At 54.6% G+C, this 15,546-nt stretch carries 13 protein-coding genes; 5 read left to right on the forward strand and 8 right to left on the reverse strand.

Annotated elements, in window-relative coordinates; all coding sequences use genetic code 11:
- Positions 1–157: 157 nt before the first annotated feature.
- The 4 genes from phoU (at position 158) to JX360_RS04705 (ending at position 6,700) form a co-directional block, all read left to right on the forward strand.
- Positions 158–799 (forward strand): phosphate signaling complex protein PhoU, encoded by a 642-nt coding sequence (gene phoU / locus JX360_RS04690; RefSeq protein WP_244349437.1) that lies wholly within the window; start codon positions 158–160, stop codon positions 797–799.
- Between the two features lie 76 nt (positions 800–875).
- A complete protein-coding gene (locus JX360_RS04695; RefSeq protein ID WP_244349438.1) occupies positions 876–3,224 on the forward strand; it encodes a ribonuclease R family protein in 2,349 nt (782 codons plus the stop codon).
- 205 nt (positions 3,225–3,429) lie between these two features.
- Positions 3,430–6,081 carry an ATP-dependent chaperone ClpB gene (clpB, locus tag JX360_RS04700; RefSeq protein ID WP_244349439.1) on the forward strand — a complete coding sequence of 884 codons (2,652 nt, stop codon included), beginning with the start codon at positions 3,430–3,432 and terminating at the stop codon, positions 6,079–6,081.
- Positions 6,082–6,343: 262 nt separating this feature from the next.
- A complete protein-coding gene (locus JX360_RS04705; RefSeq protein WP_244349440.1) occupies positions 6,344–6,700 on the forward strand; it encodes a pentapeptide repeat-containing protein in 357 nt (118 codons plus the stop codon).
- Between the two features lie 169 nt (positions 6,701–6,869).
- On the opposite strand, the gene JX360_RS04710 is transcribed toward JX360_RS04705, so the two are convergent.
- From JX360_RS04710 to psb29, 4 genes are all read right to left on the reverse strand, one after another.
- A complete protein-coding gene (locus JX360_RS04710) occupies positions 6,870–7,802 on the reverse strand; it encodes an Rpn family recombination-promoting nuclease/putative transposase (protein ID WP_244349441.1) in 933 nt (310 codons plus the stop codon).
- Positions 7,803–7,874: 72 nt separating this feature from the next.
- On the reverse strand, positions 7,875–8,354 hold the full coding sequence (gene coaD / locus JX360_RS04715; RefSeq protein WP_244349442.1) for a pantetheine-phosphate adenylyltransferase: 480 nt from the start codon (positions 8,352–8,354) through the stop codon (positions 7,875–7,877).
- A gap of 29 nt (positions 8,355–8,383) precedes the next feature.
- Positions 8,384–8,746: a divalent-cation tolerance protein CutA gene (gene cutA / locus JX360_RS04720; protein WP_244349443.1), complete on the reverse strand. Its 363-nt coding sequence runs from the start codon at positions 8,744–8,746 to the stop codon at positions 8,384–8,386.
- Positions 8,747–8,758: 12 nt separating this feature from the next.
- Positions 8,759–9,478: a photosystem II biogenesis protein Psp29 gene (gene psb29, locus JX360_RS04725; protein ID WP_244349444.1), complete on the reverse strand. Its 720-nt coding sequence runs from the start codon at positions 9,476–9,478 to the stop codon at positions 8,759–8,761.
- 113 nt (positions 9,479–9,591) lie between these two features.
- Here psb29 and proB point away from each other — a divergent pair, with 113 nt between their 5' ends.
- Positions 9,592–10,743, forward strand: coding sequence for a glutamate 5-kinase (gene proB / locus JX360_RS04730; RefSeq protein ID WP_279611251.1), 1,152 nt, complete (start codon positions 9,592–9,594; stop codon positions 10,741–10,743).
- Positions 10,744–10,925: 182 nt separating this feature from the next.
- On the opposite strand, the gene ispE is transcribed toward proB, so the two are convergent.
- The 4 genes from ispE to JX360_RS04750 all read right to left on the reverse strand — a co-directional run bounded on the left by ispE (position 10,926) and on the right by JX360_RS04750 (position 15,374).
- On the reverse strand, positions 10,926–11,861 hold the full coding sequence (gene ispE / locus JX360_RS04735) for a 4-(cytidine 5'-diphospho)-2-C-methyl-D-erythritol kinase (RefSeq protein ID WP_244349445.1): 936 nt from the start codon (positions 11,859–11,861) through the stop codon (positions 10,926–10,928).
- A gap of 164 nt (positions 11,862–12,025) precedes the next feature.
- Positions 12,026–12,478 carry a hypothetical protein gene (locus JX360_RS04740; RefSeq protein WP_244349446.1) on the reverse strand — a complete coding sequence of 151 codons (453 nt, stop codon included), beginning with the start codon at positions 12,476–12,478 and terminating at the stop codon, positions 12,026–12,028.
- 60 nt (positions 12,479–12,538) lie between these two features.
- Positions 12,539–14,563, reverse strand: coding sequence for an FHA domain-containing protein (locus tag JX360_RS04745; RefSeq protein ID WP_244349447.1), 2,025 nt, complete (start codon positions 14,561–14,563; stop codon positions 12,539–12,541).
- A 169-nt stretch (positions 14,564–14,732) separates the two neighbouring features.
- Positions 14,733–15,374, reverse strand: coding sequence for an FHA domain-containing protein (locus tag JX360_RS04750; RefSeq protein WP_244349448.1), 642 nt, complete (start codon positions 15,372–15,374; stop codon positions 14,733–14,735).
- Between the last annotated feature and the right edge of the window lie 172 nt (positions 15,375–15,546).

Here is a 15,546-nt window from a genome sequence, read left to right on the forward strand (position 1 = left end):
TCCCTCTGACTGGAATACGGATTCTTTCTCATCCTCCCTCAAATTTGCGGCCTGCTCCGCCCTCCCAACCAGGAAAATTTGTCATCATGAGTATAAAGGGGCTTTAGCCTCAGCAGGGATCCCTTCTCTGCCAATATCACCCTGAGCGGGGAGAACAATGGGGCAAGTTGAGCTTCAGCTCCACATCAAACGGGTGCAGCAGGATGTGCTGCGCATGGGAGCTTTGGCCGAAAAATCGGTGGTGCTGGCCCAGCAGGCGCTGTTTGAGCAAAACTTGGCAGCAGCTGAACAGGTGATGACCCAGGACAAACAGATTGATTATTTCTACCGTCAAATCGAGAAAGATTGCATCAATCTGATTGCTTTGCGCTCCCCTGTAGCGCGCGACTTACGTTGGATTAGCACCCTGATGCAGCTGATACGGGATCTGGAGCGGATTGGTGACTACTCCAAAGACTTGGCAGAAGTGGCCCTGCGTCTGGTGATGTATCCGCCACCCCCAGAGTTGGGCCGCATCCAGGTGATGATGCAGCGTTGCCAGAAAATGCTCAGCCACAGTCTGGTGGCCCTGACGGAACTGGACGCTGACCTGGGCCTCCAGCTGAAGCGGGAAGACGATGCGGTTGATGAGGACTACACAAGCCTTTACAATACGTTGGCGCAGCAGTCTGACATTAAGGGATCGATCGAGCCTATTCTGTTGATGTTGCTGTCGATCCGCTACCTCGAACGTCTGGCTGACCACAGCACCAACATCGGCCAGCGCGTGGCTTTTATCGTCACCGGTCACCGCGATTAACTCCAGCCGAGGTTGGCCTGCTCTACCCTGCTCTGATGCATCCGTTTCTCCACCTCTTCTTCCGCCAATACCCGCAATGGACTTCTCTCGGCTTTTTCATCATTTTCTCTCCCAAACGCCTGACCAATTCACCGATAAAGAGGCTCTTTTCTCCCTCCTGCAAGCCCAGGGCCTAGAAGCCCAAGAGATGCTAGAAATCGCTCTCGACGGCCTGGTGCGGGTGGGTTTCCTAGAGCAGCAGCCCGGGGATCCACCCCGCTATCGCCGGCGGCAGGATGAGTCGTTGGTGGTGGGGCGTTTGCGTTGCTCCAGCAAAGGGTTTTGCTTTGCCATTCGGGACGAGCCGGGGGTAGAGGATATTTATATTCACGGCAGTAATTTGAGTGGCGCTTGGAATGGCGATCAGGTGTTGGCGCGGGTCACCAAAGATGGCAATCGTCGCCGTAGCCCCGAGGGAGAAGTGGCAGCGGTGATCGAGCGGGTCAACTCCACCTTGGTGGGCCGCCTGAAACAAACGGAACAGGGCTTTCGAGTGGTGCCTTTGGATGATCGGTTGCTGTTCGAGCTAGCCCTCTCCGAACCCGGGATCCCTGCCTCTTCAGAGGGATCCGGATCCCCAGTGGAGTTGGCAGAGGGTCGAGTTGCCTATGTGGAAGTGGAGCGTTATCCTCTGGCGGATCTACCCCCCACCGGCACCATTCGCAAAATTCTAGGCAATGGCCCCGATGCCTCCATCGATGCTGATCTTGTCTGCTGCAAGTACAACCTACCCCAAGAGTTTCCCGCCGCAGTCGTGGAAGCGGCCACCGCTCTGCCCAAGAAGTTAAGCCGTGCCGATCAAAAGGGCCGCCGTGACCTGCGGGATTGGCTTTGTGTCACGCTAGAACCCCTCGATTTGCAACATCCCCATGGCCTAGAGCCGAATGTGGCGGTGTCTTTACAAGCCCAACCGGAAGGGGGTTGGCTCCTGGGGGTTCACATCGCCGATGTGCCCCATTGGCTGGAACCGAGCCGCACAGGGGACAGAGAGTCGCTACACCCCCTTGAGCAAGAAGCCCAGCAGCGTACCGCTACGGTTTACTTAGACACGATGGTGCTGCCGCTGTTTCCGCCGGAGGCCCACACTCGTCTGGCCCTATTGCCGCAACAGGAGCGGCTGGCCTATTCCCTGCTTTTGAGGATTAGCCCAGAGGGAGTCCTAGAAGGCTTCGAGATTCAGCCTAGCGTTGTGCAGTCGCGGGCGCATTTGTCCTATGGGCAGGTGCAGGCCCTTCTCGCCACCGCTGCCGATCTCAACCCTGAGGAAGAAGTACCAGAGTTGATGGCGCTGCTGCAAAATCTATTGCGCCTCAGCCAGATCCTGAGGGTGAAACGCCACCAAGCAGGCGGGTTCGATCTGCCTCTGTTGGATTTGCTCACCCCCCACTCTGCCGATGAGAGCGGCTATGGTCCCCTGCTCATCAGTGACCGCCTCAGCGCCCATGCCTTGATGACGGAGATTTTGTTGCTGGCCAACCAGACCCTTGGCAACCATTTGCGCCAGTTGGGGATCCCCTCCTTGGCGCGAGTGCAGCCGGCACCGAGTGCTGAAGCGCTCCAGGGCTTTTTGCGCCTGGTCAACTCCATGAAGTTGGATCTGACTTTGCAGGATCCCGAAACTGTGACACTGGCGGATTGGCAACGCATATGTGCCCGCATCACTGCCCCCGATGTCTTGGCTTCTGGAGCCAGCCCAGCTTTGGTGGCGCAGTTGTTGGCCACCTTGCCCCCGGTGGAGTATCGCCTGCAGCCGCTGCCAGAAGGAGAATCTCTCGGCCATTTTGGCCTGGGCCTGACGGAACCCTATGCCACCTTCACTGCCCCCCTGCGTCGCTATAGCGATTTGCTCAACCTGCGGGCCCTCCATCTCGCCCTCAGCAAAGGGCGGGATCGCCGCAGTACACGAGTGAAAACCGGCGTTGATCTGCACAGCCACACCTGTCACGGGCAGATCAACTGGAACGTGCTACCACCGAAGGTGCAAGAGGAATGGCAAGAGTTTCTCCAGGCTCAACTGGAACCGCTGCGGGAGGGGCACCAGGTACGGCTCAAGGCTGAGCAGGAGCTGATGGGTCTGAAGCGCTCCGAATTTATGCAGAAACATCTAGGGGAGGTGTTCCCTGGCCTGATCATCGGCGTGCAAAACTATGGCTTTTTCGTGCAGGTGGATCCCATCCTGGCAGAAGGGTTGGTGCGGGTTAGTTCCCTGAAAAATGATTGGTACGAGTATCGCAGCCGCCAGCAGGCGCTCGTGGGCCGCAAAAGTCGGCAGCAGTTCCGCCTTGGGGATCGCGTAGAGGTGCAGATCAAAAATGTGGACTACTATCGGCAGCAAATTGATCTGGCGGTGATTGGGGAAGGGCGGCCCTACGAAGAGGAGGACTAACAGGCGGGGATCCCTCCACAGGGTGGGGGAGGTGAGGACGGTTCTCTGGAACTCCTAGTCTTGCAAAATGGGCGATACCTAGATTAGTGGGATCCGAATCAATGGGATCCCACCTGGCCTCCCTCAACTGCGGCGGCAAAGGCTGTTGACCCAAACCGCTTCTTATCCTTTCTTATACTGAATACCAAGCTCCTCCTAAACTTCTATGCAGCCCACCAACCCGAATCAATTTACCGAAAAAGCCTGGGGTGCCATCGTCAAATCTCAGGATGTGGCTCGGCAGTACCAGCAGCAACAACTGGAAACCGAGCACCTGCTCCTCTCCTTGCTGGATCAGGAGGGGGGGCTTACCCAAACCATCCTGCAGCGGGCTGGTACCGATCCAAAGCTGATACGGGACAAATTAGAGAGTTTCATCAACCAGCAACCCAAGTTGGCGCGGGTAGACCAGCTCTATCTGGGCCGGGGCCTAGAAACCACCCTGGATCGAGCTGAGGAGTTCCGCAAGGAATACGAGGATGACTTCATCTCCGTCGAGCATTTGTTTTTGGGATCCCTGCAGGATGAGCGGGTCGGCAAGCGGGTGTTGGCGCCGCTGGGCCTGACGGTAGAACGGCTCAAACCCGTTATTCAAGAGGTACGGGGTAAGCAACGGGTCACCGATAAAAACCCAGAATCCCGCTACGAGGCACTAGAGCGCTACGGTCGGGATCTCACCCAAGCAGCGCGTGAGGGCAAACTGGATCCGGTGATTGGACGGGATGAAGAAATTCGCCGGGTGATTCAGGTTCTGTCTCGTCGCACCAAGAATAACCCCGTGTTGATTGGGGAGCCGGGCGTGGGTAAAACCGCCATTGTGGAAGGCTTAGCCCAACGGATCAATCGGGGCGATGTGCCGGAATCCCTAAAAAATCGACGGGTGATCTCGTTGGATATGGGAGCCCTGATCGCCGGGGCGAAATATCGCGGTGAGTTTGAAGATCGCCTCAAGGCGGTGCTTAAGGAAGTGACCGAGTCGGAAGGGCAGATCGTGCTGTTCATCGACGAATTGCACACGGTTGTTGGGGCCGGAGCTGGCGAAGGAGCGATGGATGCCGGCAACCTGCTCAAGCCGATGCTGGCCCGGGGTGAATTGCGATGCATTGGTGCCACCACGCTAGACGAATACCGCAAGCACATCGAAAAAGATGCTGCCCTAGAACGTCGTTTTCAGCAGGTGTTTGTGGATCAACCTTCGGTGGAAGATACCATTTCCATCTTGCGGGGTCTCAAGGAACGCTACGAGCTGCACCATGGGGTCAAAATTGCCGACTCGGCTTTGGTGGCTGCTGCTGTCCTTTCCAACCGTTACATTTCCGAACGGTTTCTGCCGGATAAAGCAATTGACTTAGTGGATGAAGCCGCCGCCAAACTGAAAATGGAGATCACCTCCAAACCGGTGGAATTGGATGAGATTGACCGGCGCATCATGCAACTGCAAATGGAGGAACTCTCTTTGAAAAAAGAGGATGATATCGCCTCCAAAGATCGCCTCAGCAAAATTGAGCAGGAGCTAGCCAACCTGACGGAGCGACAACGGGAACTCAATGCCCGCTGGCAATTTGAAAAAGAGGGCCTTGAGAAACTGCAAGCTCTAAAAGCCGAACGGGATGCCGTCAAGCTGCAAATTGAACAGGCCGAACAAAAATATGATCTCAACCGGGCTGCCGAGCTGAAATACGGCAAATTGATGGATCTAGAACGGCAAATTCAGGAGCAGGAAGCCCACCTAGCCAGCCAGCAGAGCAGCGGGGATCCCCTCTTGCGGGAGCAGGTCACCCAGGAAGATATCGCCGAGATCGTTTCCCGCTGGACAGGGATCCCGGTCACCAGCCTGATGGAGTCGGAGAAGCAAAAATTGCTGCACTTGGAGGCCCATCTGCACAAACGGGTGGTTGGTCAAGAGGAAGCCGTTGCAGCCGTCGCAGCAGCCATCCGACGGGCCAGAGCCGGCATGAAGGATCCCAACCGCCCGATTGGTTCGTTCTTATTCATGGGTCCAACTGGGGTGGGGAAAACCGAGCTGGCTCGTGCCTTGGCGGAGTTCCTCTTCGATACCTCCGAGGCGATGGTGCGCATCGACATGTCCGAGTACATGGAAAAGCACTCCGTCTCGCGGCTGGTGGGAGCCCCTCCCGGCTATGTGGGCTACGAAGAAGGGGGGCAGCTCTCAGAAAGCGTGCGGCGGCGGCCCTACTCCGTGGTGCTCTTTGACGAGGTGGAGAAAGCCCATCCAGACGTGTTTAACATTTTGTTGCAGGTGTTGGATGATGGCCGCATTACCGACTCGCAGGGGCGAACGGTAGACTTCAAAAATACGATCATCATCATGACCAGCAACATCGGTAGTGATTTAATCCTGGAAATTGGTGGCGATGAAAGCCGCTATGAGGAGATGAAAACGCAAGTGTTGACCATGTTGCGGCACAATTTCCGGCCAGAATTTTTGAACCGAGTGGATGAATTGATCATCTTCCATGCCCTCACGAAAGCCGAAATTCGCCAGATCGTCAGCTTGCAAATGCGGCGGGTGGAGCAACTGCTCTCGGATCAACAGATTGAGATTATTCTCACCGAGGAAGCCAAGGACTACATTGCGGAAGTGGGCTACGACCCGGTGTTTGGGGCTCGCCCCCTAAAGCGGGTGATCCAACGGGAAATCGAAAACCCCATCGCTACCAAGCTGCTAGAGAACGAGTTCTTGCCAGGAGACACGATTCAGGTGGATGTGGCCAACGAACGCCTTGTCTTCCGCAAAATTGGTTCTACAACCCGCAAAGATCCCCCAGCTCCGATCCCAGCGGAAAAAGTGGGTTAAGAAAGTTGGCTAGGCGCTCTATTGGGCGAAGGCTGAATCAGTTGTAGTAGGTAATGGCAGAACAGCTAAGGGCAGGACTGTGAGCTGTAAAAACCTGCCCTTTTTCTTGATTTTTCTTAATAATTGGGATTGATGTTTCAGAAAATAACTGCAAAGGGTCGGTTTCTGTAGAAACTGAAATCATTTGTTAAAGACGCTTGATCTTCATCAATTCGATCCGATAGAGAAGAACTATCGGGGTTGAATCTTATGGAGAGCCGTTATGACCCAAACCATTTCCCAATGTGTCCTGCAGGGCGCCTCTGAGCTGCTAGCCCGTTACCAACGTGGGGATCGCTCTTTTCCCCAATCTTGCCTAGAGTATGCCTTTTTGCGGGGGGCCGATCTGCGGCGAGCCAACCTACAGGGATCCGACCTGCACGGGGCCAATCTGCGCTACGCCAACCTGCGCTATGCCAATCTGGCGGATGCTGACCTACGCTGCGCGGATCTGCGCTATGCCGACTTGGAAGGGGCCTGTTTGCAGGGGGCCAATTTAAGTGGATCCCATTACGACCACAACACCTGCTTCTCCCCGGGGTTTGATCCGGTGGCAGCAGGGATGCAACTGTTTGAATGAGCAGGTCGAGTCAGCATGACCTCTGAACGAGAGCAGTAGCTGAACTGGACTGAGCAAGAATTGAAAACGAAAACGGAAAACAGTAGGAATTCGAGGTTGGGATCCTCATCCAAACCTTGGCCCAGGATCAGCAGCAAGCTCGTTCTGGTATTCACACAGTGAGCAAAAATTAGGCTAGACCCTGAGCTTGGAACCAAGCCAGCAGATCCGCTTCAGAGGTGAAGTCCAGAAGAGCTACGGCCAGATTTTCCAGCCGATTCAAAGGCAAAGCATGGATCCGAGCTTCCAGCTCAGGAGACAGGGATCCGAACTTACGCTTAAGCTGACGCAAGGTGAGTTGGAGTTCTCCCTGTTGTAGTCCCTGTTGTAGTCCCTGTTGTAGTCCCTGTTGTAGTCCCTGTTGTAATCCCTGTTGTAGTCCCTGTTGTAGTCCCTGTTGTAATCCCTCCTGATGCCCCTCTCGGAGAGCTTCGGCTCGCCATTCTTGATAGATCACTGATTCCCGCATATCCATCTCCCCCAAGATTCGCCTGATGACTTCCTTGCTCAATACTAGCCCTGCCAAAACTGCTGTTGAAGCCTTCAGATCCCCTTTGAGCTGAGGCTCTTCTATCTGCTCCAATTGACGGGCAATCTGTCTCAACCTAGCTTCTGGATCCGGGTTAAGTTGAGTCAACATCACAAACGGCAACAGCCCGGGTAAAGCCAACAAAGAAGCAGGATCCTGTTCCCACAGTCGCACTACCCTGAAGCGGTGCCGCAGTTCATCGGCGCGAAACTCTGTCTCGAAAACCCAGGGGGAGCTGCTCCGGCGGAGATAGATCACCCTCTGCTCCACCTGCCGCTCGGGGTATTTGCGGTACAGACGTAGGCGATAATCTGCCATTCGAAAGGGCAATTGGGGATCCGGATCTGTCTGAAACTCCAGATGGAGGATCCGGTCAATATCACCAAGAAGTATCACCGAATCGGCCCGGATTGGCTCTGCCGACAGTTCAGTTGGATCCAATTGGGTCAAAGTCAGAGGGGATCCAAGCAGCCACTGAGCAAACTGTTCAGAGAAGCGCTCTACCAGGTACTTGCAGACGTTGTCGTAGGCCATGAATCAAGGACAAAAGTTTGGTTATGAGACTGTGGACGGTCAAACAAGGGATCCCTTGAGAATCCATCCACCTCATCCGAGCGGAAAACACTCTCGTAAATCCTGAATGACATTGACAGGCACCAGATGATCGATCGGGCCACCCAGTTTGGCGACCTCCTTCACGAGGCTACTGCTGACAAAACTGTGTTCACTAGCGGTAGCCAAAAATAGGGTTTCCAGTTCAGGGGCCAACAGTTTATTGGTATGGGCCATTTGCAGCTCACCGTCAAAGTCCGACAAGACTCGCAAGCCGCGCACGATCACCTTCGCCCCCCGCTGACGGGCATAAGCAACCGTGAGTCCAGCAAACGTATCCACTTCAACATTTTTTAGATGAGCGGTCGCCAGCCCGATCTGAGCTTGCCGTTGTTCGGGGGTAAACAGGGGAGTTTTATTGGGATTTTTCAAGACGGCAACAATCACCCGACTGAACAAAGGGCTGGCTCGCTCGATGATATCCAGATGCCCCAGTGTGATGGGGTCGAAGCTGCCGGGGTATAGGGCAATCATGGCTCACCCATTTGACGTGCTGCTATTCCTCAGCCTACCTGCTCTAAGGCCCAGGCCAAGTAGGTGGGACTCACCTGGCTGGCTGTTAGGGCCAGGATCTCCGGCTCATCATAAGGGTGTAACTCTCGCAAGCGCCGTTCCAGTCGGGAATAGGCTCCTGCAGGCAGTTTGAACAAAATCAGCGTTTCGGAATCGGTTTGTAGGGATCCCTGCCAGTGATAAAAAGAGGTAATACCAGGTAGCACCTGCGCACAAGCCACACAGCGTTCTGCCACCAACGTATGGGCTAACTGATGGGCTGTCGCCGCGGATCCGACCGTGGTCATGACAACCATCAAGTCAGGCTGATCGATGGGATGTTGAGAATCCTGAAGGTTATCGCAGGCACTCATCAAGGAAGTCAATTAGGTCGTAGGTTCACTGGGATCCGCTATCGGAGTTTCGGGCAAGGTGGCTGTAGATTGTCGGCGTTCCTGCTGGCGACGGGCTGCTTTCACCATTTCTTCCACCACAGCACGGGCCTGCTTCATACGATCTAGGCTGTTGCGGTACAGCTCTAGGTCTTTTTTGACTCGTTCTGCTGAAAACGGCAGTTTGCCCACCACATCTTCCAGGAAGCGGCGGGTACGCTCCTCTACATCCGCATACAGAGGGATCGCCACCTGTTCATAAGCAGTGTACAGACCGACCGCCAATACCCGACTGTAGGCGTAGGGAGGCTGAGTCATCCGTTCCAGGATCCCTTTTAACCCACCCACATCTTCTGCTTCCGGCTTCAGGCAGAGCAGGTTCAATCGTTGTCTGGGATCCCCACTTCGCATCAACTCCAGCAAATCGCGGGCATTCTTCCGCAACACCTCTGGCTTAAGTTGTAGCGCTTTACACAGGGCATTGAAGATCCCCTCCCGCTGCTCCGGTGGCTGGTAGGCTTCCATCAACCCATCGTAGATAGTGACCAGCCCCAGAGCAAAAAAGGGATCGTAGACAAAGGCGCTGTTTACGGTAGCCAAGTGAAGCTCCACCAGCAGCTCTTCCACCACCCGGCGGTAAACGGAGTTGATCGGGCGAGGATAAGCGCTGAAGAAAGCAGCTTTGGTCGCGGAGAGAGTGCGGACAGGATTCACAGGCAGAAGAGGAGCGTGAGCTTAAGATTTCGTTTATCAATTCTCATTCTCCCTTGCAGTGACCCCGACAGCAAGCCAACTTTCTCTCGTCCCAACAGAGACTCAGCTCCGGTATGGTGGAATATTGGCTGGGATCCCAGGTGAATAGGGCGATGGTGGCAGCAGTAACGGTGGTGGTAAAGATCGGCACCTCCAGTCTGACGGATGCTCAGAGTGGCTCGTTGCGACTTTCGGTTTTGGGGCCTTTGGTCGAGGTGCTCACCCGCTTACGCGGCCAAGGGCATTCCGTGATCTTGGTCTCTTCTGGAGCGGTGGGGGTGGGTTGTTCCCGCCTAGGGTTGCGACAGCGACCGACGACCATTGCAGAAAAGCAAGCGGTGGCAGCGGTGGGGCAGGGGCGGTTGATGCGCCTTTATGATGATTTGTTCTCGGCATTGAACCAACCGATTGCTCAGGTTTTGCTCACCCGTTCCGATTTGGTAGAGCGCACCCGCTATGTGAATGCCAATCGCACCTTTGCCCAACTCCTACAGATGGGGGTGATCCCGATTGTGAATGAGAACGATACAGTGGCGGTGGAGGAGTTAAAGTTTGGCGATAATGATTCCCTTTCTGCTCTAGTAGCCAGCATGGTGCAGGCGCAATGGCTAATTTTGCTCACCGATGTGGACAAGCTCTACTCGGCAGATCCCAACCGAGATCCTGCGGCGGAACCGATTGAACGGGTGATGCGCGGGATCCCCTTGCGGGTGAAGGCGGAGGTGCAGGGAAAAAGCGGTTGGGGAACTGGGGGAATGGCTACCAAACTAACGGCAGCCCAAATTGCCACAGCCGCGGGGGTGACAGTCGTGATCACCAATGGCAAACGACCGGAACAGATCCCGGCGATTTTGGCTGGAGAAGCGATTGGTACCCGTTTTGATCCCGCCCCTCAACCCGCCAGTGCCCGCAAACGCTGGATTGCCTATGGGTTGGTACCAGAGGGATCCCTGACTTTGGATGCGGGGGCAGTGCGGGCCGTCTGCGAACAAGGGCGCTCGTTATTGCCGGCAGGGGTCACGGCTATTTCGGGAGAGTTTGAGGCTGGAGCTGCGGTGCGCCTCTGCGATCCAAGTGGGCAAGAGGTGGCGCGAGGCTTGGTGAACTACAGTGCCGAGGAGTTGCGGCGGATCAAAGGCAAAAAAACGGCTGAGATTCCCCACATTCTCGGCTATGAAGGAGTCGATACGGCTATTCACCGCGATAACTTGGCTTTGCTGGACTAAATCGGGACTCAACCATGTACGTGCTTAGCACCTTTCAATCCCTGCTCAGTATCCTCTCGCTTGGCTAGAGTATTGTCTGCTCATTGCGGAATCTTTCGTCCTTCTCCAACCTTCGGCTTGCTTTCCAGCATTGCCTCCATCCCACCCTTCCAACACTTCGCCAAGGAGCCATTTCCAGCCCTCTAGCTGGCGCTTAGCTGTGGTGGCCCTGGTTCTAGCAGGATCCCAGTTGGAACGGCCTGAGTCACCCAAAAATCTACATCCTGAAACTGTCGCCGCAAGATGTCCCGTGTTTGAGAGGCTTGTTCCAAGCTGGGCATGATGCCGAACACAGTCGGCCCTGACCCGGACATCAGGGATCCGAGCGCCCCCACTGAGCACAAGGCCGTTTTTAATTCCCCGACAATGGCATGTGCGGCCAACACAGGTTTTTCTAGGTCATTGCGCAAACTGTTCGCCAAAGCTTGCGGATCCTGGCGTTCAAGGGCTGCCAACAACTGCGGCAAGCTCGAAACTGTGTCATTGGGCCGAGCAGCCAAGGTTCTGTCCACTTGCAGGGATCGGAAGGTTTGGTAGGCCCAGGCGGTAGATACTCCCAAGGACCTAGGTTTGGCCAGCACCAAAGGGATCCCTTCCAAATCCATGAGCGGTTCTAGAATTTCTCCCCGCCCAGTGGCCAGTTGTGTGCCACCCTGCACACAAAAGGGAATATCGGAACCAAGCCGGGCTCCTAAGGTTTGTAAGTCCCCAACGGTGAGCCCCAGTCCCCACAATTGGTTCAGCCCCACCAACACGGCTGCGGCATTGGCTGAGCCACCGGCCAACCCTGCGGCCACTGGGATGTGCTTTTCGATGTGAATGTCCACCCCTGCCGAGGAATGAGATTCCTTTTGCAGCAGCTCAGCGGCGCGATAGGCCAGGTTCGTGGCATCTAAAGGCACTTGCGGATGATTGCAACTGAGGTGGATCCCGTGCTGGCGACGCTTCAGCTCAACCCGATCCGCCAACTGAATGCTCTGTAACACCATCGCCACTTCTGAATATCCATCTGGACGGGATCCCAAGACTTCCAGGTAGAGATTAATCTTGGCGTGAGCGATCAGGGTACAAGCTTGCATGGGGCGAGGCACCGCGCAGGGAATGGATTCGGGGTTAACAAGTCATCACTCCCCTCAGCCTGCTGACGTCAACTCAGACACAGACCAGTTCTTGGAGCAATTCCAGCCTGATTTTAACGGCAATGGCTCCCCTAGCGGCGGGATCCCCTCTCGACTGACCTGGCCTAGCCACGGGAATAAGGCCATTTGCCCAGCCACTCACCGCCTCGAAAGCGCCAGCGGGGAAACAGAATCCGCATCACCACCCAGGAGCTGAGGTAAATACAAACCCAGACAAAACTGTAGTGGAGGATGAAATCCCCCAAATAGAAGCGTTGGGTTGGGATATAAGGAAGACCTGTAATTGTTAGGACTGTACCCAAAAACAGACCTTCCCAAATGCCCGCCAAAAGCTGTAAAAACCCTGGCCAATCGTGATCCCACATCCAACCCATGAGAAAGTTGTAGAGCACATCCCAACCACAGCCAATTAAACCCACGTAAAACAGCACCCAAAAATAGATCAGGCTACCGCCGTGTCCAGTTAGCCCAAAATAAAAAGGTAAGGTTGCCAAACCCCCAATGGTGGCCAGTAGAAAAACACGGGTTTGCCAACGACCAATCAAAGTCGGAGTCATTGTTCCCTCCAAATAGGTTGCTGGTAAGAAGTCGATCAATGCTTATCAATGCTTAAACAATTAAGGTCTGAGGTTCAAAGCCCATTTGCACCATTGCCACAGGGATCCAATCCCTTCTAGGGTTTTCATACCGGGGGCTCTCACCCGTACCAAATGCTCCGCCGAACGATGCGCACAGTACTGCAAACCCAAAAAGGTATCTACAGGAGCATAGGGACCACCCAAGGTAATGATCCCGGCAGCATACATACGCCCATCCCGGTTTCGCATTTCTACCAGCTCAAAATCGTTGGAAACATGTAGCCGCCCATGGGGGTTGAGAGGCAAATTGTAGCGAGTGATCAGATCGTTGAGGAGAGGATTGGTCATGGGATCCGAAACCAACCCGGTGCAGTCGATTACAAAATCCGCCTCAACTTTCATCTGGGTGTTGTTGTGGGTGCCCTGAATGTAGGTGACGGGTTTGCCTTTGTCGCTGAGCACCACCGATTCCACCTTGCCGAAGACGATGGAATACCAGCCCTCCCGTAACCCTTGCCGCACCGCCCGCCGCCATTTTCGCCGACTGGCTGTCGTGGTGCCGCCCCATACCTCTAGCAATTCTCGTCGCTCTAGAGGGGTAGCAGCCTCCAATTTGGCTCGTAGATCTCCCCCCCAAGTGCCTTTGGGCCAGTTATAGGGTTGAAACTCCCAATGGTTATCCACCTCTCGCTTAGCCCGCCCAAAGCGATTGCCACTTTTGGGAGAACGACTCAAATGCACCACCGAAATGCGAGGGTTAATTTTACGAGCCTCATACACCCGATCCATCACCTGCGAGGCCACAATACCAAACCCCCGAATCAAAATGGTACCGCCCTGTTTTTCCAGGTATTCGTAAACGTGCGGGTGCGGTTCGTATCCATGCACCACAGATTTCAGATCTCCAGTCCGTTCCCGAAACTCTTGTAGGTCATTCAGCAACTTAATAGCGGGGTAACCCGTTGCCAAATGAAGGTACTTGGCCACCATAAAACGGTGATCGGTATAGCCGGGTCGGGTTGCAGAATAGGCCACCACATAGCGGCCATCTTCCGTTTTGCGAATGGCACGAATATGGCCGTAGCGTAGCATTTGATCCCAGCCAATTCGGGCGGCTTCTCGATCCATGGAGGCAAAAACATCTCCAGCCCGTGGCGTGTAAGTATCAGCCAAGAGGGGTTCGCTAAACACCTGCCATAAGAAGCCCAAAGCCTCCAAAACACGGCCCGAAAAAAAGGAACGCCGAGCATCCCGCAGGGCATAACCTGGCCAACCCCAAATGTTGTCAGGACAGGAGTCCGACCCAGACCGAATGCGTTTCCAGCGGGGGATTTGGCAATTGTTCAGCAGCCGGTCGTACCGTTCGTAGGGCTTTTTGGCGATGCTGATCACCCGAATCTGTTCCGGTTTGACCCCATGAATGCGAATGGTATCTACCCAAACGAAGCTCCCCATGCCGCCGCCCAAGGCCAGATACTCCGCCTCCTCGACAGGCAGCCCTGTGGCTTGAAGCGCACTGAGGGAAATTTGCTCCGCCTGAAAAAGAGGGGGTGGGAATTCGCTAGCAGAGCGAGAATCGGGGGACTGCTCTGGGGCAAAAACAATGGTGGAGGATGGGGGGATGTCAACGTCGGTGCGGGTGTTCGGGCGAATCAGATCCGTAGGAGGTTCTAGCAAGAGGGTGCGCGTGCCTCGGTGGGCGCTGGTCAACAGGGTGGCGCTGGGATCCCCAGAGGGTACCAAACTGACGGTGACACTGTAGGGACCGAACTGCACCACTTCTCCACCTTGAAGTACCCGTCGTGCCTGCCGAATTTTTTCTCCGTTGATGCGACTTCCATTGGCACTGCGATCTTCGTAGATCACCTGCCCATCCTCGCTGCGATAAATGAGGGCGTGGTAGCGAGAAATTTCTTGACTGGTGAATACCGCTCGGGATACTTCTTTTCCCTGCCATTCGTTGGGCAGTTGGGTGAGATCCCGCCCGAAAGCAAAAGGTAATGGAAAGATGGGTTCCTGTTGTTCCTCTGTAATGGGATCTTCCCAGCTCAGTTGAATTTGCATCCTTCTACTCCGGATTCAAAGTTTTACATTTTCTCTTGGCCAAAGGGATCCCTAGCTCAACCGAGTCTTTTTGGAGTTACTTGGAGTGATGAGGCGGATCTGAGGTATCGGAGATGTCACTCTCGGGATCCCGATTTTTTTTGATTTTTCCAGTAGTTTCTGGAAGAAGTCAGCCTTCAGAATTGAGTTCACTTCCTTCTGGGCGGGGTTGTGCAGGGCTAGGCTTGGGACTGCTTTTGGGCTGTGCTGAGAGAATTTGGCTATTGGCAGCCGCTTTGGGTGGCTCTGGAGGAGGCATGACCAAAGAAGCACTGAGCACCAAATGTCCACAGTAGGGGCAGTTTTGACCTTGATACTCAGGTGGCAGATAGTGGGGATTCTGCAGACGGCTACACTTAACTTTCAGGGCATCTAAAGACCCCCAACTCAGGGTAACGCCCCGATCTTTCATGACTGCTTCTACAGATTTTACCTTCAGTACCATCCGGCCTAGCTGGATTTGGCTGTTGGGTGCGATGGAAAGCTCTTCTTGGATGACTTTTTGGCCATTCACCCAAATCGGGTTGGGTTGTTTGGGGGGCAGGCGATCTCGAGTTAGGTTACGGACGTGAAAACTTAAACTTTTGGGATCAAAATACAGCCCAGCATGTACGCCGGAAACGGAGCGAGCCTGGTCATTGAGCACCACATCACAATCGGGATCCCGTCCAATGGTGACTAGTTTGGACAAATTAGAAGAGAGCGTTTGGGATCGGTATTGTTCCGCTTCTGTCCATTCCAACGTCAGTTGATACACGATTTCATCCTCCATGCTTTAGTGCCCCCGTGCCCTACTCTTTGCCCCAGTCTATCGGATAACTTGTGCGGGAGAGGAGAAGTTATCTTTTTTCGCCAAAATTGTCATTAACCTTTTGGCTAAACTCAATGTACGGGTTTGGAGAACGATTTGCTTTGATCTGGATCACCAGAAGTGAGTTTTAAGG

The sequence above is a fragment of the Thermostichus vulcanus str. 'Rupite' genome (genome assembly GCF_022848905.1).
GTDB lineage: Bacteria > Cyanobacteriota > Cyanobacteriia > Thermostichales > Thermostichaceae > Thermostichus > Thermostichus vulcanus_A.